Annotated in this window: 17 protein-coding genes; 6 read left to right on the forward strand and 11 right to left on the reverse strand. The window is 64.8% G+C overall.

Annotation, left to right across the window (positions count from 1 at the left end; all coding sequences use genetic code 11):
- The 3 genes from JSV08_07830 to JSV08_07840 form a co-directional block, all read left to right on the forward strand.
- The coding region (locus JSV08_07830) for a hypothetical protein (protein UCF80411.1) at positions 1-1,424 on the forward strand (1,424 nt) is incomplete at its 5' end.
- A gap of 182 nt (positions 1,425-1,606) precedes the next feature.
- Complete coding sequence (gene rimI / locus JSV08_07835) at positions 1,607-2,116, forward strand: ribosomal protein S18-alanine N-acetyltransferase (GenBank protein UCF80412.1); 510 nt, start codon at positions 1,607-1,609, stop codon at positions 2,114-2,116.
- 63 nt (positions 2,117-2,179) lie between these two features.
- Complete coding sequence (locus JSV08_07840; protein UCF80413.1) at positions 2,180-3,283, forward strand: fructose 1,6-bisphosphatase; 1,104 nt, start codon at positions 2,180-2,182, stop codon at positions 3,281-3,283.
- A gap of 75 nt (positions 3,284-3,358) precedes the next feature.
- Here JSV08_07840 and prmC read toward each other — a convergent pair whose 3' ends face one another.
- The 9 genes from prmC to purL all read right to left on the reverse strand — a co-directional run bounded on the left by prmC (position 3,359) and on the right by purL (position 14,012).
- A complete protein-coding gene (gene prmC / locus JSV08_07845; GenBank protein UCF80414.1) occupies positions 3,359-4,198 on the reverse strand; it encodes a peptide chain release factor N(5)-glutamine methyltransferase in 840 nt (279 codons plus the stop codon).
- Between the two features lie 44 nt (positions 4,199-4,242).
- Positions 4,243-5,856, reverse strand: coding sequence for a hypothetical protein (locus tag JSV08_07850; protein ID UCF80415.1), 1,614 nt, complete (start codon positions 5,854-5,856; stop codon positions 4,243-4,245).
- A gap of 91 nt (positions 5,857-5,947) precedes the next feature.
- Positions 5,948-6,490, reverse strand: coding sequence for a cob(I)yrinic acid a,c-diamide adenosyltransferase (locus tag JSV08_07855; GenBank protein UCF80416.1), 543 nt, complete (start codon positions 6,488-6,490; stop codon positions 5,948-5,950).
- 63 nt (positions 6,491-6,553) lie between these two features.
- A complete protein-coding gene (locus JSV08_07860; GenBank protein UCF80417.1) occupies positions 6,554-7,507 on the reverse strand; it encodes a glycosyltransferase family 9 protein in 954 nt (317 codons plus the stop codon).
- A gap of 68 nt (positions 7,508-7,575) precedes the next feature.
- The gene (gene trxA / locus JSV08_07865; protein UCF80418.1) at positions 7,576-7,899 is read right to left on the reverse strand and encodes a thioredoxin; all 324 of its coding nucleotides are present in this window, start codon (positions 7,897-7,899) and stop codon (positions 7,576-7,578) included.
- A gap of 106 nt (positions 7,900-8,005) precedes the next feature.
- Positions 8,006-9,037, reverse strand: coding sequence for a phosphoribosylformylglycinamidine cyclo-ligase (locus JSV08_07870; protein ID UCF80419.1), 1,032 nt, complete (start codon positions 9,035-9,037; stop codon positions 8,006-8,008).
- Positions 9,034-10,425, reverse strand: a complete 1,392-nt coding sequence (purF, locus tag JSV08_07875; GenBank protein ID UCF80420.1) for an amidophosphoribosyltransferase — start codon at positions 10,423-10,425, stop codon at positions 9,034-9,036. The genes JSV08_07870 and purF overlap by 4 nt, the downstream gene beginning before the upstream one ends.
- Complete coding sequence (locus JSV08_07880; GenBank protein ID UCF81863.1) at positions 10,422-11,666, reverse strand: site-specific DNA-methyltransferase; 1,245 nt, start codon at positions 11,664-11,666, stop codon at positions 10,422-10,424. Before JSV08_07880 ends, purF begins: the two co-directional genes overlap by 4 nt.
- Positions 11,667-11,741: 75 nt before the next feature.
- The gene (gene purL / locus JSV08_07885; protein UCF80421.1) at positions 11,742-14,012 is read right to left on the reverse strand and encodes a phosphoribosylformylglycinamidine synthase subunit PurL; all 2,271 of its coding nucleotides are present in this window, start codon (positions 14,010-14,012) and stop codon (positions 11,742-11,744) included.
- A gap of 170 nt (positions 14,013-14,182) precedes the next feature.
- Between purL and pabB the strand changes: the two genes are divergently transcribed.
- Positions 14,183-15,526: an aminodeoxychorismate synthase component I gene (gene pabB / locus JSV08_07890; GenBank protein UCF80422.1), complete on the forward strand. Its 1,344-nt coding sequence runs from the start codon at positions 14,183-14,185 to the stop codon at positions 15,524-15,526.
- A gap of 27 nt (positions 15,527-15,553) precedes the next feature.
- Here the strand turns inward: pabB and JSV08_07895 are convergent, their stop codons facing one another.
- Positions 15,554-16,984, reverse strand: a complete 1,431-nt coding sequence (locus JSV08_07895) for a hypothetical protein (protein UCF80423.1) — start codon at positions 16,982-16,984, stop codon at positions 15,554-15,556.
- Between the two features lie 149 nt (positions 16,985-17,133).
- On the opposite strand from JSV08_07895, the gene JSV08_07900 reads away from it, so the two are divergent.
- Both JSV08_07900 and JSV08_07905 read left to right on the forward strand, forming a co-directional pair.
- The gene (locus JSV08_07900) at positions 17,134-20,532 is read left to right on the forward strand and encodes a hypothetical protein (GenBank protein ID UCF81886.1); all 3,399 of its coding nucleotides are present in this window, start codon (positions 17,134-17,136) and stop codon (positions 20,530-20,532) included.
- Between the two features lie 26 nt (positions 20,533-20,558).
- Positions 20,559-21,122, forward strand: a complete 564-nt coding sequence (locus tag JSV08_07905; protein ID UCF80424.1) for a hypothetical protein — start codon at positions 20,559-20,561, stop codon at positions 21,120-21,122.
- 635 nt (positions 21,123-21,757) lie between these two features.
- Here JSV08_07905 and lepA read toward each other — a convergent pair.
- Positions 21,758-23,548 (reverse strand): elongation factor 4, encoded by a 1,791-nt coding sequence (gene lepA / locus JSV08_07910; GenBank protein UCF80425.1) that lies wholly within the window; start codon positions 23,546-23,548, stop codon positions 21,758-21,760.
- Positions 23,549-23,598 lie beyond the last annotated feature (50 nt).

Below are 23,598 nucleotides of genomic sequence, written 5' to 3' on the forward strand. Positions count from 1 at the left end.
ACGTGTGGAGCACAACGCCTCCGGGCGGGCCCAACGACGGAGCAACGACGCAGACGATCGTGGTGCCGTGCGGCACGGTGGAGACCTACACGGTGACGGTGGAGGAGAGCGCCACGGGTTGCCTCGGAACGTCGGCCTCGGGGACGGTGTGCCCATGTGTTGCCCCCACATTGGCTTATAGCGACTACACCTTCACCGACTGCGGGAACGCCAACGGCGCCGTGGAGCCGGGTGAGACTATTGATCTCACCGTCACGGTGCAGAACACCGGCAGCGCGGACGCCTTCAACGCAAGCGGCGTGCTTTCCACCGTGACGCCGGGTATCACGATTACGGCAAACACGGCCGCGTTCCCCGACATTCCCGTGGGGCTTACGGGCACGTCGCTCACGCCGTTCCAGTTTGTAGTGGACGTGAGCGTGCCGTGCGGGACGGTGATTGACTTCGCGCTCGACCTGACCTATACGGACGCCGTGCTCAATCCTTATTCCAATTCCGTTCTGTTCCAGGTGGCGGTGAGCGCCGGAGGGCCCGTAACGTTCCTTTCGGAAGACTTCAACGCTGGGCTTCCTGGGGCGTGGACGGTTGTGGACGGAGGGACGAATACAGCCACGTGTTTGGGCAACGGCTCCTGCACGTGGACCGACGCGGACCCGTGCACGCGAGAGCTTTTCCCTGACACGTACATGATCGCGGACGGGGACTGCGCGGGCGGGGGCGCGATACAGGACGAGTATCTCATCACGCCGCTCATGGACACGAGCACGGCGAGCGCCGTAACGCTCCAGTTCGATCACTATTTCAAAGGGTATGCTTTAGACGGGGCGAACGACGATTTCGGCACGGTGAGGGTGAGGAGCACACTGACGGGAGGCGTATGGATTGACCTCATTCAATGGAACGAGAACGACGATACGGGTGTTGAGACCATAACGCTGGACGCGACGGCGGAGTGCGCGGGGGCGGCGGACTGCCAGTTTGACTGGCGTTACGAGGGCAATTGGGACTGGTACTGGGCCGTGGACAATGTGATAGTAAATGGGATAGGCGGATGCAACCCGGCGACGTGCAGCGTCCCGCCGTGCGGGGAGCCGTCGGCGACGGACGTATCGCCCGCCGTGCCGCCGCTCACGGTCGATACGACGGGAGTCGTGGCGGTGGAGGAGCTTGCGTGCGCGACGGGGTACGTGGTTTACGAGAACGCACTGGGAATGTGGTACGGGACACCCGTGCAGGTGTGCGAGTCGGCCTTTTTGCCGAACGGGGATGGCACGGTGACGCTGACGGGCTACTCGGTGCCGGTCGATTCGTGGATTGTCGTGGCAACGGCGAACGCGAGCGGGGAGTCGAGCTGCGGGAGGGACAGCGCGGCCGTTGAGCGCAGTAGCATCGGCCCATGGCCTGCACCGGGGCCGTGTCCGTAAGCCAGCTCGCTAACCCCTAACGGCTAATCCCAAACCCCTTTCTGAAAAAGCGGCAAATTAGGCAAGTTTTACCCCGATGCGGGGCGTCGGGGCCGGCAATCCCGACATGTCGGGATAAAAATCCTTGAAAAACCGCCGGAGAGGCATAAGGGACGTCCCGGCCGCTGTGCTACCATGCGGGTGTGGAAAAGCTCATCTACCTCGACGGCCTGCCGGCCTACAAAGTTCTTCCTATGCGCGAAGACCACCTCGCGGAGGTCGAGGCCATCGAGAGAAAATCGTTCCCCCACCCGTGGAGCCGCGGCATCTTCGAGGCCGAGGCGCGAAACGTGAGCGGCGTCTCCCGCCCCTTCGTGCTCGCCGCAAGCGACGGCCGGGTCGCTGGTTACCTCTGCACGTGGAACGTCTCGAACGAGCTCCACGTCAACAACATCGCCGTCGCGCCCGAGCTGCGCGGGCGCGGCCTGGGATGGGCGCTCCTGGAGTTCGCCGAGGAGCGGGCGCGCGCCTGGGGGTGCCGCGTCATGCTGCTCGAGGTGCGCACCTCGAACGACGCGGCCGCGCGCCTCTACAAGAGATTCGGCTTCTCGGAGCTCGGCGTGCGGCGGCACTACTACCAAGAGACGGGCGAGGACGCCGTCGTGATGACCAAGACCCTGAACCGACCGGACAAGGACCGGACGAAGCCTTGACACGGCATACCGCCGGGGCTATTCTGAGCCCCCTGCTGAACACCGTAAACGGAGGTTTTTCTTATGCCCAAAATAACCCTGAGCGTTCTTAAGGCGGACATCGGAAGCATCGGCGGACACATCCAGCCGAGCCGCAAGCTGGTGGAGGCCGTGAACCGCGCCGCGGGCGAGCTCGGCAAGGGGCTCCTCGACGATTTCTTCGTCTCCTTCACGGGGGACGACATCGCCATCCTGGCCGTCCATCGCCGCGGCGAAAACGACGAGAAGATCCACAAGCTCGCATGGGACGCGTTCATCCGGGGCACGGAGGTGGCGAAAAAGCAGGGCCTCTACGGCGCGGGCCAGGACCTCCTGAAGGACTCCTTTTCCGGAAACATCCGCGGCATGGGCCCGGCGGTCGCGGAGCTCGAGTTCGAGGAGCGCCCCGGCGAGCCGTTCCTCTTCTTCGCCGCGGACAAGACCGACCCCGGCGCCTACAGCCTGCCCCTCTACCTCTCGCTCGCCGACCCCATGTACTGCCCCGGCCTGATGCTCTCGCCCAAGATGAAGGACGGTTTCACCTTCACCATCATGGACGTGATGCACACCGAGGGCGACAAGGTTATCGAGCTGAACGCCCCCGAGGACCTCTACGATATCGCCACGCTGCTGCGGGACAACAGCCGCTTCGTCATCGAGAGCGTCCGCTCGCGCACGACGGGCGACGTCTGCGCCAGCGTGAGCACCTCGCGCCTCCACAACATCGCCGGAAAATACACCGGCAAGGACGACCCCGTGATGCTCGTGCGCACGCAGGGCGATTTTCCCGCAACCGGCGAGGTGCTGGCCACCTTCGGCATCGGCCATTACGTCTCCGGCTGCATGCGCGGAAGCCACACCGCGGCCCTCCTGCCGGTGCCGCACAACACGCCCACGTCCTATTTCGACGGCCCGCCCATCGTGTCCTGCCACGCCTTCTGCGTCCACGGCGGAAAGCTGACCGAGCCGGCCGACCCCTTCGCCCACCCCTTCTGGGACTCCGTCCGCGCCCATATCGCCGATAAAACCGTCGAGATGAGAAAGCAGGGATTCTCCGGCGCCGCCATGCTTCCCATGTCCGAGCTCGAGTACGGCGGCATCACCGACCGCCTCGGCAACCTCGAGAATAAATTCAAGGTCCGCAAATAAGGGCGGGAGGCGCGCCGACTTCGGCCAGGTTACATCGACAGAACGGGAAGGTACGTCTGGGAGCCGACTAAATAATTATGCCTTCCTCCCCACCACCACCCTCTCAAGCCCCGCGTAATCCTTAAGGACCGCTTCGAGCAAAAAGCCCGCCCGCTTCGCAAGCTCCCGCGCGGCGCCGGAGATCGTGGGAGATATTTCCATAATCAGAAAGCCGCCGCGCTTGAGCCGGACATGCGCCTCGGGAAGCAGGCGCTCGACGACGCTCGCAGGGCTCGGCTTTGCAAGAAGCGCAACGGACGGCTCGAACTCCCGCACCGATTTGTCGAGTGTTTTCCATTCATCCTCGCCGATGTACGGCGGGTTGGAAACGACGGCGTCGAAGGCCGCGTCCTCCGGGAAGGTGCTCAGCAAATCGCACGCGACGAGCCCGAGCGCGGCGCCGTGGGCCGCAGCGTTTCGGCGTGCGACGTCGAGCGCCTCGCGCGAAACGTCCGTCGCCACAATGTTCCACGAGGAACGTTTCGTCTTGAGCGCCACGGCGACGCACCCCGAGCCGGTGCCTACATCTACGATACACGCGGTCTCGCGCGGCAGGCGCCTGAGCGCCTCTTCCACCAGGAACTCGGTCTCGGGGCGCGGGACGAGGACGCGCTCGTCCACGTAGAACGAAAGGCCGAAAAATTCTTGCTTGCGAGTAATGTAGGCCGCAGGACATCCGGCGGCGCGGCGCTCCACCGCCTCCTCGAACCGCCGCGAGGCGTCCCGGTCGAGAGCACGCTCCGGGTGCGCCACCAACTGCTCGCGCCCGAGCCCCGCCGCGTGTGTGAGGAGATGCTCGGCCTCGCGCGCCGCTTCACCAACGCCCGCCCCCCGCAGGCGCTCCGCCGCCCGCCGAAGCGCTTCGTCCACGTTCACGGCCGTTTCCCCGCTCCCGCCGCCGGAAACGTTTCTTCCTCCCTCTATGGGCCTGAATCCTCGAGCGGCTCCCCCGCGCCGCCGACGCACCGATGGATGTAGACGCGCTCGCCGCGCGCCTCCACTGTGGCCACATGCTCCCACGAAGGCGGAGGATTCTCCGTCATGAAAGAGGCCCAGAGCGGGTCTTTCGCCTGCATATCCGCGTTGCCCCGGATGCGCGAGGCCGCGATGTAAAGGGGCTTATCGAGCGGCGCGCACGACTTAATGGGTACTGCCCCTCCCTGCGCCGCAAGGCCCGCATAGTACGTAATCCTCGGGTCGGCGCAGAGACGGTACGGCTCGCGGATGTGCTCCCGGAGCCAAAGCCCCGCGGCCTTGTGCTCGAGCCTCTGGTTTCGATACGCCGAGATCAGGAGCGTTCCGTTCAGAAGAAACAAGAGCACCAAGACGGCCGCTGGAATTTTTCTAACAAGCGCCCGGCTTCTCGCCGCCTTGACGGCGGAGTCCGCCCACGCCTCGAACGCAAGGAACCCTCCAGCGCACCACACGCACAGGAAGGGCATGAGCGTGGAAAGATAGCGCTCGTTGATAAAAAAGAAAACGTAGAGAAAAGAGGGAAGAAGGCCGAGGAGGGCGAGGAGATGAAGCGCCGGCCGGCGGTGCTCCCACGAGCGCGGCGAGGCGAAGAGCCCAAGTCCCGCGAAGACGAAAAGAAACGCCGGGAATCCATTGAGGCTGCCGAGGTACTGGAAAAAAATTTTCGTTCCGCTTCGGAGTTTCTTCACGACCATCCCCGGGTTATGGCGCATCGCCAGAAGAACGCTCCGCTGCTCGAAGGCCTCGTCTCCGTAAAGCTCGCGCGCCTTGGCCCAGGAGACGCCGTCCGGCACGGTGTTTCGGTCGAAGGCGTAGGTCGGGAACGCGCCCCCGCTCAGGCTCCACCGGCCCATGTGCTCATGGAGCCACAGCCAGTACGGAAGCGCCAGGGCCAGAAAACACACGAGGCCGCACAGGGCCTGGGAGAGCCGCAGGGGGAAATTTTCGCGGAAGCGCGGCGCGTTCCACCAGAGAATGAGCGCGGCCCAGAGCGCCGAGTGCACAATAGCCTCGGGACGCGAAAGATACGCAAGCGCGCCAAGGAGCCCCCACGCGGCGCAGCGCGGCCATGTCGGCGGGTCCCTCATAAGAAGCCAGGAAACCGCGGCCTGTGTGAAAAGGAATCCCAGAAGCAGCAGGTGCGTGTCCGAGGAAAGCACCACGGCGCTGAGGACGGGAAGAACGCTCACGAGCCCCATCGCGTACCATGCGGCCCGCTCACCGTAGAGCTCGAGCGCGAGCCACCCGACGGCCGCCGTCATCAGCGTGCCGAAGCCCGCGAAGACGACGTCAGATGTCGCCCATGTCGGGAGTACAAAGCTCACGAGCGCGGCAAGCCACGTAAGCGCCGGCACATGGAAGACGAGGGGTCGTCCCAAGAGGTCACGCATGCCTTCGCCGGCCAAGAGCGACTCGGCGGCGCGGTAGTATTGGGGCATCTCGTCCGTCACCACGACGCAAAGAAGCGCGGTGAGCAGACGAAAGGCAAAGGCGGCAAGGAGAATCCACCAAAACGAGGCGCTCGGCTTGACGGAAAAAAGGCTTCGGGGCATCGTCATGACGTTCACCCATCATACGGCTTTCGAGGAAAAGGTGTCAAAAAAAGCGCCGGCGACTTTATCGGGGCAGAATCGCCGAATCCCCGGTTTGTTACTTTTTCCAGGAAATATCTTCGACGCTGGCCAGGCGGTTCGCGGCGCGGGCGGCTACGAACAGAAGATCCGAGAGGCGGTTGAGGTAAGCCAAAATTTCAGGCGGCACCTTTTCACGCTGGGAAAGCGCCACGGCGCTCCGCTCGGCCCGGCGCACGATGGAGCGCGCAAGGTGAAGATTCGCCGCCGCAGGGCTGCCTCCCGGAAGGATGAATTCTCGAAGGGATGGAAGCTCCGCTTCGAGCCGGTCAATTGCCTGCTCGAGGCGCTGCACATCGGCCCGGGCCAGAGGCGGAGCGGTCTTGTGCCGCTGGGGCGGCGTCGCAAGCGCCGCGCCCACGCGAAAGAGATCGTGCTGGACGGGTTCAAGGAGCGCTTTCAGGCCGGAGTCTTCAAGGAGCGCCAGGGCCGTCCCCAGGGCGGCGTTCGCTTCGTCCACGCCGCCGTAGGCCGCAATGCGAAGATGGCTCTTCGGAACGCGCTCTCCGCCGATGAGCCCTGTTTCGCCGTCGTCGCCAGCGCGCGTGTAGATTTTCGTCACAAGAAAAGCTTAATCCTTTTAGCCGTTGCGCCGCAAGTTGCGTTCCCCTTGAACGAGGCCGGATCAATGTTCCAAAAGACTCCGCACGGCCTGCTCGACGGACGCGACCGCTTCCCCGAGGGGCGCCGCACGGGAGAGCGGGACGGCGCGGTAGGGAAGATCGAAAGGGGGGGTGCTGCGCTCTGGCGGGGACGCCGGATAAAGCGCCACCGTCGGCACCCGAAGGAGCCATGCCAGGTGAGTGGGGCCGGTGTCGCCTCCTACGTAGAGCGCGCAGCGCGCGATGAGCGCCGCAAGCTGCGGGAGCGTCGTCGTGGGGCCGAGGTGCGCACCCTCGCCGATCCGGCTCACGATGCGCCGGGCGAGCCCTTCTTCACCCGGGCCATGCCCGACCACGACGGCCGTGTCCCTGAACGCCGCAAGAAGCTGCTTCCCAAGCTCGGCGAAGCCCTCCTCGCTCCAGCGCTTGCGGGCTCCGTAGCGGCGCGTGCTCGCGCCCGGGAAGAAGAACGCGATGCGTTTTCCGCCAAGCGGCTCGACGGCCTCCCGCGCCCATGCCCGGGCGTCCGGGCAAAGAGGGAGCGTCCATTCGGCAAGCGGCTCTGCGCCGACGTGCTTCAGAAGACAAAACGTCTGCTCGACGCGGTTCGGCGTGTCGCAGGAAACGGCTTCCCGATAAAAAACCCGCGCGCCCTCGCGCGAGCCCGGGGGGGCGAGACCCACCTTGCGCGCTCCGCGCGCGGCCCGGAGGACAAGCGCGCTCTTGAGGCGGCCGTGGAAATCGAGCGCAAGGTCGTACTCGCGCGCCCGAAGGTTTTTCAAAAACTTCATCCACTTGCCCCATCCCCCGCGGCGCGGAAAATAGAGCCACTCGTCCACCTCGGGGTGCCCATCCAGGAGGGAGCGCGCCATATCCTGCGCCGCCCACACGATGCGGGCCCCGGGGAAAGCCTTGCGCAGCGCGTGGAGGGCCGGCAGCGTCCGCAGGATGTCGCCGAAGGCGCTCAGGCGAATCATCAGGATGTGCATGCCGTTGAGGGATTTGGGGTGCTGCGCCGGCGCGCTCCACCCGTGGAGCGGCGCGGCTATAGCAACTCGTCGAGCGTTTTCTTAATCTGGGTCTTCGGAACGAGGCCGTTGATCTGGGCCCTGGGCTGGCCGTCCTGAAAAACAATGATGGTCGGCACGCTCATGATATTAAAGCGAAGCGCCAAATTCTGATTTTCGTCAATCTCCACCTTGCAGACCTTCGCGCGGCCGTTGTAGCCCTGGGCAATCTCGGCAAGGATGGGCTCCAGCTGCTTGCAGGGGCCGCACCAGGTGGCCGAAAAATCCACGAGCACCGGGCCCTCCGTGCGGAGCACTTCCTGCTCAAAATTCTCGTCGCTCAAATGCACGATAGAGGCCATGGATTATTTCCGGCTCGCTTGCTTGCACGAGCAAGTTTCACGTTAGCACAAAAGCATAATGAATGCCACAGCGGGATTCTCCGTCTCTTGAAGCTCCGGCTCCCTCCTATCCGTACCGCACCATGCGCCGCCCGCGCTGCACCTCGCCCACGACAAAGAACCGCTCGCGCCGCCGCCGCAGGTGCGCTTCGAACGCCGCTCGATGGCGCGGAGAGACGGCCGCGACCATGCCGACGCCCATGTTAAAGGTGCGGTGCATCTCGGCGTCCGAAACGCGGCCCATCTCCTGGATGAGGCGGAAAAGCGGCGGCGTGCGCCAGGCCCGCGCGTCAATCGCGGCGGAGCGGCCCGCGGGAAGGATGCGCGGGAGATTGTCGGTCAAGCCGCCGCCCGTAATGTGCGCCAGCCCCTTGATCCAGCCCCGGTCGACGGGGCGGCGCAGCGTCTTCGCGTACGAGCGGTGCGGCCTCAAGAGCGCCTCGCCGAGCGTGGTGCGCAGCTCGGGAACGTACCGCGAAACGCGCCACCGCGCCCGGTCGAAGAAAACCCTGCGCGCCAGAGAATAGCCGTTCGTGTGAAGCCCCGTCGAGGGCAGCCCGTACAACACGTCGCCCGGGCGGATGCGCGCGCCGGTGATGATTTTTTTCCGCTCGACGACGCCCACGACGAACCCCGCCAGGTCGTATTCGCCCGGCGCGTAGAAGCCGGGCATCTCGGCCGTCTCGCCCCCGAGGAGCGTGACGCCCTCGCGCTTGCAGGCGCGGGCAAATCCCTTCACGACGTCCGCCGCGACGGACGGCTTCAGTTTTCCGCACCCCATGTAATCCAGAAAGAAAAGCGGCTGCGCACCCTGGACGAGGATGTCGTTGATGCAGTGGTTCACCAGGTCCTCGCCCACCGTGTCGTGGCGGCGCATCAGGAAGGCAATTTTCAGCTTGGTGCCCACGCCGTCCGTCGAGGTGACCAGGACGGGCTCCCTATAGCCGCGCGGGATTTTAAACAGGCCGCCGAAGGTGCCGACCTTGGAAAGGGCTTCCCTGGTGCGCGTCGCGTCCACGAGGCGCTTCATGCGCTTGTAGGCTTTTTCCCACCTGTCGAGCGAAACGCCGGCGGAGGCGTAGGTGAGCTTTTTCGTCATCTCTCAAACAGCCCGGGCTGCGGCGGCTCCTCCGCGGGGCGGGGGATGGGATATTCCCTCGTAAAGCATGCGTAACAGAACTGGTTGTCCGCCTCGACGGCGCGCTGCAGTCCCTCGAGGCTCAGGTAACCCAGCGTGTCGGCTCCGATCTCGCTCCGGATTTCGTCGATGCCCATCCGGTTGGCAATGAGCTCCTCTTCGGTCGGGGTGTCGACGCCGTAGATGCATGGGCTTACGTAGGGCGGGCACGAGATGCGCATGTGCACCTCGGACGCTCCGCCCTCGCGCACCATGGAAACGATTTTCTTGCACGTCGTTCCGCGCACGATGGAATCGTCCACGAGCACGATGCGTCTGTCCCGCAGCACGGCGGGAACCGGGTTGAGCTTCACGCGAACCCCCATGTCGCGCCCCTCCTGCTTGGGCTGGATGAACGTGCGGCCCACGTAGTGGTTGCGCGTGAGGCCGTGGGCGAAAGGAATCTTCGACTCTTCGGCGTAGCCGAGCGCCGCGATCAGGCCCGAGTCGGGCACCGGCACGACGAGGTCGGCCCCCACGGGGTGCTCGCGCGCCATCTGCCGCCCCATCTCGAAGCGCGCCCGGTACGTGTCGCGGCTGAAAATGCGGCTGTCGGGCCGCGCGAAGTAGATGAGCTCAAAGATGCACTGGCGCGGCTCGGCGCGCTCGAACGGAAAGCGGCTTTCGACGCCCCGGTCGGAGAGTGTCACCATCTCGCCCGGCTCGACCTCGCGCACGAACTGGGCGCGTATCAAATCGAGCGAGCACGTCTCGGACGCGAGGACGTGCGCCTCGCCGAGTTTTCCCAGAACGAGCGGGCGAAACCCGCGCGCGTCGCGCACGCCGACGATGCGTCCCGGAAGAAGGAAAAGAAGCGTGTAGGCGCCGCGCACCTGCGAGAGCGCGTCCACGAGGGCGTCCTCGATGCGGGGCGCGTCGGAGCGGGCGATGAGATGCAGGATGACCTCGGTGTCGCTCGTCGTGGCAAAGGGCGCGCCGTCCCGCTCGAGCGCCTCCCGCTGCTTCGCGTAATCCACGAGGTTGCCGTTATGGCAGATGGCCATCTCGCCGTAGCGCGTGTTAAAGAGAATCGGCTGGGCGTTCACGGCGGCGCTTTCACCCGCCGTGGAGTAGCGCACGTGGCCGATGGCGACGTCGCCCCGGGGAAGATTCTTCTTTTCCGCGCGGAACACCTCCACGACGTAGCCCATGCCCGTCTCGACGCGCAGGCCCCGGCCCGCGTCGGTGGCGATGCCCGCGCTCTCCTGGCCCCGGTGCTGAAGCGCGTAGAGGCCGAAGTACGCAAGCTCCGCGGCCTTCTCGTGCCGCAGGATGCCGAAGACGCCGCACTTATCGCGCAAGGGTTTCATACAGCGTAATCCATAAACCGGTGCTTGAAACAGTGCTCGAGCGAAGTGTCCGGCGCCGCCAGCCTCTTCTTGATAAGATGCGCGTTCAGATGCGTTTTATTCCTCAAGTACACGTAGGCGAGGTTCTCACCGTTCCCGTTGCATGAGACGGTCTCGTCGAAGCGCAGGAAAATCTTTTGCCCCTTCGTGGCCGCGCGTAGAAACGCGACCGCCTCCTTCGCGCGGCCTTTCCTGGGCCGCACGCCGAGGAGCCGCACCCTCGTGCCGTCACCGAGCTCCAGGTGGTCGGGCCCCTCCACGCGCTTGACGGAGTAGTATTTCGTCTTCGGCTTCTCGCGCCCCGTAATCTTCGAGCCGAACGTCCGCTCTCTCGGGTCCGCCTTCTTGTCGAACCTCGCGGGGTCGCGAAATATGTAGGGCAGCCCGGAAATTTCCCCGCTCCAATTCGTTCTTTTCGCCCGCTGCTTCTTGAAAATAATTTCCGCCCCGTCCCGGAGCGACGGCCCGTCCAATCCCAGTTTCTTCCGGATGGCGCCTTCGCAGGAACGATTAATCTCGTAGCCGATGGAATTTCTATCGAGATTCTTCGCGGCGAGCGTAGTCGTGCCGCTTCCCAGGAAGGGATCGAGCACCGTGTCGCCCGCGAACGAGAACATGCGGATGGCGCGCCGCGGCAGCTCCTCGGGGAACATCGCCAGATGGCCGTCCTGCTTTTCGCCGGGAAAATTCCAGTGGCCGAAGAAATACTCGTTCCATTCCTTCGTGGAGAGCTTCGACCGCTTCTTGGCTTCCGCCGAGGGCTTCGGAGATTTCCCCGGCTTTTTGAAGACGAGGATGAACTCGTAGTCCAGCTTCAGAATGCCGTTCCGCGGATGCGGAAAGGAGCCCATCACGGTGGCGCCGCCCGTGGTGTTCATCGTCGTGGCCTTCCGCCAGATGATTCCCCCCATGTAGTCGAAGCCCGCGGCCTCGCAGAATTTGATAATCTCCGTCCGGATGGGAATCACCTTGTAGCGGCCGTAGGTGACGGAGCGGGCGAACTGGTCACCGATGTTGACGACGAGGCGGCAGCCGGGGTGAAGGACTCTCAAGCATTCCTTCCACACCAGGTTCAGGTTGTTGATGTAGCTTTCGTAGGAATCGTCGAAGCCGATCTGGCCGGGGTGACCGTAGTCCTTGAGCTGCCAGTAGGGCGGGGAGGTCACGACGAGATGAACCGACGCGTCCTTGACCTCGTCCATACGACGCGAGTCGCCGAAGAAGACAGCGTGGCGGGTTTTTCCGCCCAAGCGGCTCCGTCCTCTGGAGGGCATGCCCTATTCTACCTTGCCGAACACCGCCTGCTCAAACCCCTCGCTCCAAGCCTTGTGCAGCGCGGCGGCCGCTTCGTCGAGCACCGTCTCGCCGTCCGCGGCGACGCGGAGATTCCCGCCGCCCACCGCGCCGAGGCGCGTACACGGAACGTCGTGCTCGCGCGCCGCTTTTTGCAGGGACGATTCATGGCTCGCCCCCACCGTCACGATAATTCTCGAGGCCGACTCGCCGAACAGGAGCGCGTCGCGGCGGACGCCCTGCGACGCAAGCGTTATTTCCGCTCCCCGCGGCCCCTCCGGATGGAAGCAGCATTCCGCGAGCGCCACGGCGAGGCCGCCCTCGGAGCAGTCGTGCGCCGATTTTAAAATTCCCTCCGCGACGGCGGTGCGGACGAGAGCCTGGAGGCGCTTCTCGAACTCAAGGTCGAGCGCCGGGGGCTTTCCGGCTTTCCTCCGGTGCAGCGTGAAAAGATACTCGCTCCCGCCGAGCTCCTCGCGCGTCTCGCCGAGAAGGTAGACGGCGTCGCCCTCGTCTTTAAACCATGGCGCGGCATGCTTTTCCGGGTCGTCCAGGACGCCGACCATCGCGACGGTGGGCGTCGGGTCGATCGCGGCGCTTTTTCCGTCTCCGGTCGCCGTCTCGTTGTAGAAGGAGACGTTGCCGCTCACCACGGGAACGTCGAGCGCGCGGCAGGCCTCGGCGAGGCCCTCGACGCACTCCTGAAATTGCCACATGATCTCGGGCTTCTCCGGGGAGCCGAAATTGAGGCAGTCGGTCACGCCGAGCGGCCGCGCGCCCACGCAGGCGAGGTTCCGCGCCGCCTCCGCGACGGCGTGCCGCGCACCGAGGCGCGGGTCGAGGACGCAGAAGCGGCCGTTTCCGTCCACCGTCATGGCGAGCGCTTTTTCGTTTTCCTTGACGCGGACGACGGCGGCGTCAGCGCCGGGGCCGAGCACCGTGTTCGTGCGCACCATGGAGTCGTACTGCCGCCACACCCAGTGCTTCGAGGCGAGATCGGGCGAGGCGATAAGCTTCCTCAAGGCGGCGCCGAAGCTTTCGGGCTGCGGCACCGAGGACAGATCGAGCGCCTGCGCCGCGTCCAACCCGGCCGGGCGTTTTACGGGGCGCTTGTACACCGGCGCCTCGTCGGTGAGCGCCCGCACGGGAATCCGGGCGGCGGTCTTCTTCTTTTCCCAGACCGTGAGAAGGCCGTCGTCCGTGACCCGCCCTATCCTGACGGCGTCGAGGTCCCACTTCCTGAAAATCTTTAAAATCTCCTCCTCCCGCCCCTTCCGGACGACGAGGAGCATGCGCTCCTGGGACTCGGAGATCATGAGTTCGTAGGGCGTCATGCCGGTCTCGCGCCGGGGGACGACGTCCAGGTCGAGCTCGATGCCGCACCCGCCCCGCCCCGCCATCTCGACGGACGACGACGTGAGGCCGGCCGCGCCCATGTCCTGGATCGAGACGACGGCGCCCGACGCCATGGCCTCGATGCACGACTCGAGAAGGTTTTTCTCGGTGAACGGGTCGCCCACCTGAACCGTGGGGCGCATCTCCTCGCTCTCCTCGTCGAACTCGGATGAAGCGAGAAGGCTCGCGCCGTGGATGCCGTCGCGCCCGGTCTTGGAGCCGACGTAGAAAACGGGGTTTCCGACCCCCCGGGCCTTGGCGCGGAAAATCCTCTCGCTCCGCACGATGCCGAGCGTGAAGGCGTTTACTAGGATATTCCCGTTATAGGAGGAATCGAAAATAACCTCGCCGCCCACCGTCGGTACGCCCATGCAGTTGCCGTAGCCCCCGATGCCCGCCACCACGCCCGCCACCAGGTACGCCGTGCGCGGGTGCGCCGCCTCGCCGAAGCGCAGGGAGTTGAGGGAAGCCACGGGACGGGCGTTCATGGTGAACACGTCGCGCAGGATGCCGCCGACGCCCGTCGCCGCGCCCTGGTAGGGCTCGATGAAGGAGGGATGGTTGTGCGATTCCATCTTGAAGACGGCGGCGCAGCCCCCTCCGATGTCCACGGCGCCCGCGTTCTCGCCCGGGCCCTGAAGCACCCACGGGGCGTCCGTCGGCAGCTTCTTCAGATGCACCCTCGACGACTTGTAGGAGCAGTGCTCGCTCCACATGAGGGAGAAAACGCCCAGCTCCGTGAACGTGGGGACGCGGCCCAGGATCTTTAAGATTCTTTCCCACTCCTCGTCCGCGAGGCCGTGGGCATGGGCCTGCTCCAGATCGACTTCGGGCTCCTGCGAGGTGTCAACAATCGGCATAACGGTCAGGCTCCACGCGCCATAATAACATAAAAAGCCCATGCGGTTTTTCCTGTCGTAGGCCTGACTCCCAGAAGAGCGGCAGGGCCGGAGGGGGCGCTGAATTTAAATACCGGGGCGCGATGTGTAAAGTCCGGCGCTACGGGTTATCATAGAGGCGAAAGCAAGCTATGGCTATCCCACCGGCACGCGTCCTCGCAGCTCTTCTCCGGGAAAACGAATACGCCTTCTGGCTCGACCCGAGCCTTCGCCGGGGAGGCGAAGGGCGCTTTTCGGCGGTGGGCGTCCCCTACGCCGTCTTCCGCGCCCGCCGCGGCTCCGCGTCGTCGCGGCGGGCCGAGTGGGAATTCTTCCGCCTGGACGGCGCCCGCCGCAAAAAGGGACGCGGCAACCCGTGGGGGGCCCTCCGTGAAATTTTCCGCGCCGAAGCCAGACGCCACCGCCCGGCGAAGCGTTCGGGAAAGATTCCGTTCGCGGGGGGCGTCGTGGGCTACATGGGCTACGACCTCAAGGATTTTCTGGAAAATTTTCCCCATGTCGCGCGGCGCGATCTCGCCCTCGACGACTGCCGGCTTCTGTTCGTGCGCGATTTCCACCTGTGGGACCACCGCACGGGCCGCGTGCACCCGGTCGGGGAGCCGGGCGCGGCGCCTTCGGCCGGGCCGCCGTCTCTTTCAAGGAAGAAGCTCGATTTGACGATGCGCTCCGCCACGTCCAAACGCGCGTACTTAGCCGCCGTCGGGCGCATCAAGCGCCACATCGCGCGCGGCGACGTGTACCAGATCAACCTCACGCACCGCCTCTCGTTCCGGCTTCCGGCGCATCCCCTCGCGCTCTACCTCGCGATGCGCCGGGAAAACCCCACGCCCTACGGGACGTACCTCGCCTGCGGGGAGACGCACGTCGCCTCCACCTCGCCGGAGCGGTTTCTCCGCGTCGCGGGGCGGCGCGCCCTGTCGGAGCCGATGAAAGGCACGGCCCCGCGCGGAAGAACCCGCGCTTCCGACGCGCGCCTGCGGCGGGCGCTCGGAGCCTCGGAGAAGAACCGCGCCGAGAACCTGATGATCACGGACCTGGTGCGGAACGACCTGGGGCGCGTGTGCAGGCCGGGCTCCGTCAAGGTCTCCCGGCTCTTCCACGTGGACACGTACCGGACGCTACACCAGATGATCTCGAGCGTCGAGGGAACGCTCGCGCCAGGCCGCGACGCCTGGGACGCGCTCGAGGCGCTCTTCCCGCCGGGCTCGATGACGGGCGCCCCCAAGATCCGCGCCGTCTCGCTCATCGAGGAAATCGAGCCCGTAAAGCGCGGCGTCTACGCGGGCGCGCTCGGCTGGATGGATTTCCGGGGGCATGCCCAGTGGAGCGTCGTCATCCGCACCCTGGTCGCGAAAAACGGGAAAGGATACTACCACACGGGCGGCGGCATCGTGGCCGACTCGGAGGCGGAGGACGAGTGGCGCGAATCGATGCTCAAGGCGGAGGCGCTCAGGAGGGCCGCCGAGGGAAAATGAGCCTTCCTTCCGACAGGGGGCAGGGCTTTACCCGGCGGCTTCTTTCGTGTCTTTTTCCCGCTTGGCCGCTACCCGTTCCACCAGCGCCGCGGCCCCCAGCGCCGCCAGCACCAGCACGAGCGGGTACGCCGAAAAGAAGTAGCGCCATTCGGTGTGAAAGGGGGCATTGGTGAGGATTTTTCCCGCGACGGGAAAAAGCACGGTCCAGACCTCTGGCCTGGACGCGCCGTGCACGGCGCCCGCGCAGGCAAGAAAGAGCAGAAGCCCCGAGATCGCAACGTTCGCCCCACTCGTCCACCAGGGGGCGGGGGAGGGCAAGCGGGCATACAGCCCCGGGTAGAAAAGCCACTCTTGATAAAAAAGAAACGTCGTCTGCTGCATGCGGTGCCAGAGCCAGGCGAGCGGACTCTTCCGAACACGCGCTATGCCCATCTGCCAGAGAACCGCGTCGGGCGCGGGCGCGCCGACGACGCCGCTTCCGTAATATTCATAACGGTAGGACTGCAGCGCGTCGCGGGCCTCGCGAGGCGACTCATCCAGCTCAAAGACTTCGTCCGGCCAGCTCACCGTTCTCCACTCCCCCGTCTCGTTCATTTCATAACGATAGTATTCGCCCCTCACCGTCCACGTCCCCGTCCAGAGCGCCAGTCCCTTGCCGTACGGCGCAAGAAGCACGGGGCGGTCGAAGGCCGTTGTGTTCCACACCACCCAGGGCACAACAACCAGGGCGCACCCCCCGAGAAAGCCTCCAAGGAACTTCCATTGGCGCCGCCACGCGTAGAGGCCGCCGATGCCCGCGACCAAAAGCAAAAAGTCCGGACGCGTGTAAACGAGCAGGATCGTCAAGATCCCCAATCCCAGATGAACGCCCCATGGCGGCGACTTCAAGCTTTGCAGCCAAACGACGCTTACGGCCACCGCGAGCGGCATGGCCAGCGCGTCAATACTCAGGTCCGCGTAGAATCGCCAGGAAAGCAGCGCCAGGGCCGCTACGCCGGCCGCCGCGCCCCATGTCGCGCTCCTCGTCAGCCGATAGGCGAGCCATCCCACGCCCAAGCACGCGGCAAAGTGCAGGAACGCCTGCACCATCACGGCGGCGCGAAAGCCGCCCCGCGTTCCGGCAATCTTGTACGCTCCTCCCAGAAACAGGGGATAGGTCGGCACGCGGTAGCCATGGGGAAAATAGGGCGGCTTCTGGGCCGCGGAATAGCCGTTCCCCCGCGCGAGATTGGTTGCGAGGCGGCTGTAGACGAGGCTGTCGCCGCTAAACTGGGTCCTGTAGGAAGTGAACCGCACCGTCCTGCCCGCCTCGGCCAAGAACCACAGGCTCAGCGCCAAGCCGCACGCGAGAAGAATACCCAATTGCCACGAAACTCGCCACGGCGCGCGCGTCGGGGCCTGCTTCCGGGCGGCGGCTGCCTGCTTGCGCTTACGTTTAGCGGACTTGCCCGAGCTCATCCGCCCATGATACCACTTCCCGACGTACGCATCGGGGCAAGCCCCGACCCCGCTCTACAAAAAACCGGCAACTCCGGCAAAAGCGGCAATTCCGGCCAAATTACTTGAAATTCTGGTGAAACGGCATATAATACATGTAGGAGACGGCCATGACACGAAAGCGGTGGCTCATCCTTTCGGTTGCGGCAGTGGGGGCTGGCTTTATGCCGGTGGCAGTATGGGGAGGTGAAGCGCCTGCGTCCCCAGGGAAAGGCCCGCCGAAGGCCGAAGGGGAAGTCGAGATTTCTTCTCTCTCCTTCGACCTGAACGAAGTCGTCCGCACCGTCCGGAAAAACCGCGGCCTTCCCGAAGAGCCTCCCAAGCAGGGTTTCCATGCCGAAGCAAGGGGTGAGCGTCCGTTTGTTTCCAAAGGGAATACCTTCTCGCATGAGACGCCGCGATTCCGATCGGAGGTCGGGGAGGACGGGCTGAGGTATTTCGCGCAAGGAGGTAAGGAAAAACCTGATTTCGAAATTCTTTCTGTAAGCTTCGAGCGGGGAGGCCATACGCAGACGGTGTTCGGAAAAAATTTCCTGGAGGAGCACGCGCCCGGCCTGCTTCGGGGAGAAACGCGCGACGGCGTTACGCCTTACGTGAGAAACCGCGGGGAGGGAGGGGTAGAGCTTTACTGGACGATCGACGAGCCGCTCGGCCCCGAGGCTTCGGCGTTGCGCGTGCGTCTTGCGATCCGGGCTGTGGGCGAGCCGCGGGAGCATGATGAAGGGCTGGTGTTTCCGGCCTGGCGGGAAGAAGGCCAAGTGACCTTATCCAACGTAACCGTGGTTGACGCGGCGGGGCGGCGGGAGCGAGCTCGGCCTACGCTCGCAACCAGTCAGGAAGTCCTGTTCGAGGTGTCGAGTGAATTTCTCGCCTCCGCCCAATATCCCATCCTTATCGACCCGACAGTGGGGCCGGAGTTTCCGGTGAATCCGGATCCGAGTCCGGCGATTGATCTGGCGCCAGGCAACCAGTGGAGCCCCTCCGTGGCTTCGAACGGGACGGACTATTTCGTCGTGTGGGGGGATGGCCGCGGCACGAGCTACGACATCTACGGAACGCGCGTAGCCCCGGATGGGACGGTGCTTGACCCCACGGGCATCGCCGTCTCCACGGCGGCGGACGACCAGCGGTCACCCTCCGAGGCTTCAAACGGGACGGACTATTTCATAGCGTGGCAGGACCGCCGAAACGGGACAGACCGGGACATCTACGGGACGCGCGTGGCCTCGGATGGGACGGTGCTCGATCCCACGGGCATCGCCGTTTCCACAGCGGCGAACCACCAGTGGTATCCCTCCGTGGCTTCACACGGGACGGACTATTTCGTCGCGTGGGGGGGCGGCGCGAGTTGGGACATCTACGGGGCGCGCGTGGCCTCGGATGGGATGGTGCTCGACCCCACGGGCATCGCTGTTTCCACGGCGGCGGACGACCAGTTTGCCCCCTCGGCAGCTTCGAACGGGACGGACTATTTTGTCGCGTGGCGGGACTGGCGGAGCGGGACGGACTACGACATCTACGGGGCGCGCGTAAGCTCGGCGGGAACGGTGCTCGACCCCACGCCCACGGACATCGCCGTCTCCACGGCGGTGGGTGACCAGAATTGGCCCTCCGTGGCTTCGAACGGGACGGACTATTTCGTCGCGTGGCAGGACCGGCGGAACGGTAGCGCAAACGTCTACGGGGCGCGGGTGCGGGCGTCCGATGGCTTGCTCCTTGATGGCCCGCCTGACACGGGAGGCATCGCAGTCTCCACAACAGCGGAAAGCGGCGTGTGGGGCCTCTCCGTAGCTTCAAACGGGACGGACTATTTCGTCGTGTGGGATGGCTGGAACATCTACGGGGCACGCGTGGCCTCGGATGGGACGGTGCTCGACCCCGCCGGCATCGTCATCTCCACGGTGGCCGACCTCCAGCAGCTTCCCTCTGTGGCTTCGAACGGGACGGACTATTTCGTCGCGTGGTTTGACTGGCGGAACTGGATGTTCCCGACAGGCTACGACATCTACGGGGCGCGCGTAAGCTCGGCGGGAACGGTGCTCGACCCCACGCCCACGGACATCGCCGTCGCCACGGCGGCAAGCACCCAGTGGAACCCCTCCGCGGCTTCAAACGGGACGGACTATTTCGTGGCATGGGAGGACTGGCGGAACGGCAGCGCAAATCGGGACATCTACGGGGCGCGCGTGGCCCCGGATGGAACGGTGCTCGACCCCACGGGCATCGCCGTCTCCACGGCGGCAATCTGGCAGCAGCGCCCCTCGGTAGCCTCGAACGGGACGGACTATTTCGTCGCGTGGCAGGACTGGCGAAGCGGCGCGGAGTTGGACATCTACGGAACGCGCGTGCGGGCGTCGGATGGCTTGCTCCTTGATGGCCCGCCTGACACGGGAGGCATCGCCGTCTCCACGGCGGCGGACTGGCAGGAGTATCCCTCCGTGGCTTCGAACGGGGCGGATTATTTCGTGGCGTGGGAAAGCGGCTCCAACATCTACGGGGCACGCGTGGCCTCGTTGGATGGGGCGGTGCTCGACCCTGCGGGCATCGCTGTCTCCACGGCGGCAGACAACCAGCGGTTTCCCTCCGTGGCTTCAAACGGGACGGACTATTTCGTCGCGTGGGAGGACTGGCGTAGCGGCACGGAGTTGGACATCTACGGGGCGCGCGTGGCCTCGGATGGGACGGTGCTCGACCCTGCGGGCATTGCCGTCTCCACGGCGGCGGACAACCAGTTTACCCCCTCAGCAGCCTCAAACGGGGCGGACTATTTCGTCGCATGGGAGGACTGGCGGAACGTCAGGTTCAATTACGACATCTACGGAACGCGCGTGGCCTCGGACGGGACGGTGCTCGATACTTCGGGCATCGCCGTCTCCACGGCGGCCAACGACCAGCGGTCCCCCTCCATAGCTTCGAACGGGGCGGACTATTTCATCGCGTGGTATGACAACCGAGGCGGCGCGGGCTACGATTTATACGGGGCGCGCGTGGCTTCCTTAGATGGGACGGTGCTCGATGCAGCGGGCATCCTCATCCAGCAAACCACCTATGGCGATGTTCATCCCGCCGTCGCCTATTCGGCCTGCGGAAAATATCTCGTGGCCTACTACCGTTTCTACGACGACCCGAACTTTCAATCCCAGCGCGTCATGGCGCGCCTCTTCTATGAGGATACGGACGGCGACGGCGTGCCCGACGCTTGCGACGCGTGTCCCGGTTTTGATGACACGCTGGACGGGGACGGCGACGGCATTCCTGATGACTGCGACCCCTGCCCAGCGATTCCAAGCGCTCCCTCAGGCTGCACCCCTGCCGGCTCCATCTACCCGACCGACGTCAACTGCGACGGCTGCGTGGACGGCATGGACCTCGGCTTCATAGGCCGGGCGTTCGGCGAGTTCTGCGGCGACCCGTACTACAACGCCGACGCGGACCTTGACGCAAGCGGCGCCGTGGACGGCGCCGACCTCGACGCCCTGGTCGCGGACTTCGGCTCGGGCTGCACGTGACGAGGGAGGCTTAGGAAAGAAGCGCCATGAACAGATTCTTTCGCCTTGTCGTTTTGGGCGCCGTCCTTTTGGCCGTAGCCTGCGGCGGCGGGGGAGGAGGCGGCGGCTCGGGGCCGAGTTACACCGCGACCTACACCGGGCCCGGCAACACGGCTCCGGGAAACGTCGTTCTCGAACTCAACAGCGAGGGCGGCACGCTTGTGCTCGACGTCGTGGTCTACGGGCCGCTTGCGAACGTCTACAACATCGCCTTCCGCCTTCAGTACGACCCGGCGATTCTGGAGTACCAGTCGGCGAGCGAAGGCGCGGTTTTCGACGCCGACAACTGCAACGGCGGGGACTGCACAACGTTTACCCTGGACAGCGCGACGGTGTCGGACAAGCTCGTCGTGGGCCTGACGCGCAAGGAGCCGGGCGTCGGCGTCGCCCTGGGTGCGGGAGCGAACGTGGTTATGACGCTTACGTTCACGCCGACGGCGGAGGGCGGGCCGTCCGCTTTCGATTTTGTGGCGGGCACGCGGGAGCTCAAGGACGCCGACGGCACGGAGCTCTCCACGGGCTGGTTCGCGGGCACGGCCACGGTGACGTAGGGCGTAGTCGGGGGCCAGGGATCAAAGGCCAGTTGTTAGGGACTGGTCAATCTTTCTCGTAGTGGTTTGAAGGGCGGCACAGCCGCCCCGACGCACGCATCGGGGTAAAATCCGGCAAATCCGATGGTCGGCCCCCCCTTTTGTAAAGGGGGTTGGGGGGATTACAAAGAATTAAGAAGAAGCATCAAAGTAATCCCCCTTATTCCCCCTTTAGCAAAGGGGGAAAAACCGGCAAGTCCGGCAAATCCGGCAAAAACGGCAAATCAGGCAAATCCGGCAAAATCGTTGACGAATCGCCGGGGCGGCACCACATTACAGGGGATGAAGCAATTTGCACAGCACCTTCTCCTTATTAAATTGGTGGCACAGACCTTGGCTGCCGCCAGGCAAGTTTTAGTCCGTGGAGGTGCACGGGCTGAAGGCATGTGCCACCGAAAATTATGGATTTTCCGCCGAAACCGAGGAAGAAACACGAGGGAAGGCAGGGGCCGCGGCGGCGCCCTTTTACGAAACGAACCCGGGAAGTGCGTATGAACAAAGGGAAAAAATTTTCGACAACCCGAGAACCCGAAGGCTTGGGCAAATTTCCGCCGTGGAACGGCCCGCGGAAGGGCCGCCGTGTGTTTCCGGAGAAACTACACCTCCAGAATCGCCAGGAACGCCTCCTGCGGAATCTGCACGCTCCCGACGGTCTTCATTCGCTTCTTTCCCTCCCTCTGTTTTTCGAGCAGCTTGCGCTTGCGCGTCACGTCGCCGCCGTAGCACTTCGCTATGACGTTCTTGCGCATCGCCTTGACGGTCTCGCGCGCGATGACGTCGCGCCCGATCGCGGCCTGAAGGGGCACCTCGAACAATTGCCGGGGCAGATAGGACTTGAGCTTCTTGACGAGCGCCTTGCCCTTCTCGTAGGCCCGCTCGCGCGGCACGACCATCGAGAGCGCGTCCACGGGGATGTCGTTCACGAGGATGTCGAGCTTCACGAGCTTGGCCGCGCGCATGTCCACGACGCGGTAATCGAGCGAGGCGTAGCCGCGCGACGCGGACTTCAGCTTGTCGTAAAAGTCCATGACGACCTCGCTCAGGGGGATGTCGTAGACGATGTGGACGCGGTCGGAGGCAATGTACTCGAAGCGCTTCTGCACGCCGCGGCGTTTCTCCAAGAGGTCGAGAATCGGCCCCACGTGCTCCGCAGGCGTAAAGACGGCGGCCTCCAGGATGGGCTCCTCGATGCGTTCGATGCGCCCGCGCTCGGGCATCTGGCTCGGAACGTTCACCTCGACAACCTCCTTATTGGTCAGCGTGACGCGGTAGGAGACGTTCGGCGCGGTCGTGATGAGGTCGAGGTCGAATTCCCGCTCGAGCCGCTCCTGAACAATCTCCATGTGAAGCAAGCCCAGGAACCCGCAGCGGAAGCCGAGCCCGAGGGCGTCGCTTTTGTCGGGCGCGAACGTGAAGGCCGAGTCGTTCAGCCGCAGCTTGTGGAGCGCGTCGTGGAGCGCCCCGTGGTCCTTCGTCCTTATGGGATAGAAGCCCGCAAAAACCATGGGCTTCGGCTCGCGGAAACCCTGCAAAGGCCGCGCATTCTGATTCCGGAGCTCCGTGATGGTGTCGCCCACGCGCATGTCGGCCACGTCCTTGACGCCCGCCATCATGTAGCCCACGTCGCCCGGGCCGAGACGCTCCTCGACGCGCGGCTTGGGCGTGAAAATTCCCAATTCCTCCACGCGGAAGCGCCGCCCGTTCGACATGAGAACGATCTCGCTCCCCACGCGCAGTTCCCCGTTCACAACGCGCACGAGCGCCACGACGCCCCGAAAGGCGTTGAACCACGAGTCGAAAACCAGCGCCTTAAGCGGCGCTTGCGGTCTTCCGCGAGGCGCCGGAATCCGCCTCACGATGGCTTCCAAAACGTCGCCGACGTTCGTTCCTTCCTTGGCGCTCACGAGGATGGCTTCCGAAGCGTCCACGCCGAGCACCTGCTCGATTTGCTCCTTCGTGTGATCCACGTCCGCGAGCGAGAGGTCAATCTTGTTGATGACGGGAATGATGGAAAGCCGGTTCTCGCGGGCGAGATAGAAATTGGCGAGCGTCTGCGCCTCGACGCCCTGCGAGGCGTCCACCAGAAGAAGCACCCCCTCGCAGGCCTTGAGGGCGCGCGAGACCTCGTAGGAGAAATCCACATGGCCGGGCGTGTCGATGATGTTCAGCTTGTACGTCTCGCCGTCGCGGGCGCGGTGCCCGACCGTCACGGCGTGCGCCTTGATGGTGATGCCGCGCTCGCGCTCGAGGTCCATGGCGTCGAGCACCTGCGCCTTCATCTCGCGCGCGGGAAGCGCCTGCGTGAGCTCGAGGATCCGGTCCGCGAGCGTGCTCTTCCCATGGTCAATGTGCGCGATGATCGAGAAGTTTCGCGTGTGCAGGCTCATGGAGCATCGTAGCAGAACCGCGAAGGCGATGCATGCCTTCCGGCGGCCGC

This window comes from Acidobacteriota bacterium, assembly GCA_020349885.1.
Taxonomy (GTDB): domain Bacteria; phylum Acidobacteriota.

Excerpts from the sequence above, each read along its gene's own strand:
- purF (UCF80420.1), bottom strand. The coding sequence starts at position 10,425 with ATGAAACCCTTGCGCGATAAGTGCGGCGTCTTCGGCATCCTGCGGCAC.
- JSV08_07905 (UCF80424.1), top strand. The coding sequence starts at position 20,559 with ATGAACAGATTCTTTCGCCTTGTCGTTTTGGGCGCCGTCCTTTTGGCC.
- purL (UCF80421.1), bottom strand. The coding sequence starts at position 14,012 with ATGCCGATTGTTGACACCTCGCAGGAGCCCGAAGTCGATCTGGAGCAG.
- JSV08_07900 (UCF81886.1), top strand. The coding sequence starts at position 17,134 with ATGACACGAAAGCGGTGGCTCATCCTTTCGGTTGCGGCAGTGGGGGCT.
- JSV08_07895 (UCF80423.1), bottom strand. The coding sequence starts at position 16,984 with ATGAGCTCGGGCAAGTCCGCTAAACGTAAGCGCAAGCAGGCAGCCGCC.
- pabB (UCF80422.1), top strand. The coding sequence starts at position 14,183 with ATGGCTATCCCACCGGCACGCGTCCTCGCAGCTCTTCTCCGGGAAAAC.
- JSV08_07840 (UCF80413.1), top strand. The coding sequence starts at position 2,180 with ATGCCCAAAATAACCCTGAGCGTTCTTAAGGCGGACATCGGAAGCATC.
- JSV08_07870 (UCF80419.1), bottom strand. The coding sequence starts at position 9,037 with ATGACGAAAAAGCTCACCTACGCCTCCGCCGGCGTTTCGCTCGACAGG.
- trxA (UCF80418.1), bottom strand. The coding sequence starts at position 7,899 with ATGGCCTCTATCGTGCATTTGAGCGACGAGAATTTTGAGCAGGAAGTG.
- JSV08_07880 (UCF81863.1), bottom strand. The coding sequence starts at position 11,666 with ATGGACGAGGTCAAGGACGCGTCGGTTCATCTCGTCGTGACCTCCCCG.
- JSV08_07850 (UCF80415.1), bottom strand. The coding sequence starts at position 5,856 with ATGACGATGCCCCGAAGCCTTTTTTCCGTCAAGCCGAGCGCCTCGTTT.
- lepA (UCF80425.1), bottom strand. The coding sequence starts at position 23,548 with ATGAGCCTGCACACGCGAAACTTCTCGATCATCGCGCACATTGACCAT.
- JSV08_07860 (UCF80417.1), bottom strand. The coding sequence starts at position 7,507 with ATGATTCGCCTGAGCGCCTTCGGCGACATCCTGCGGACGCTGCCGGCC.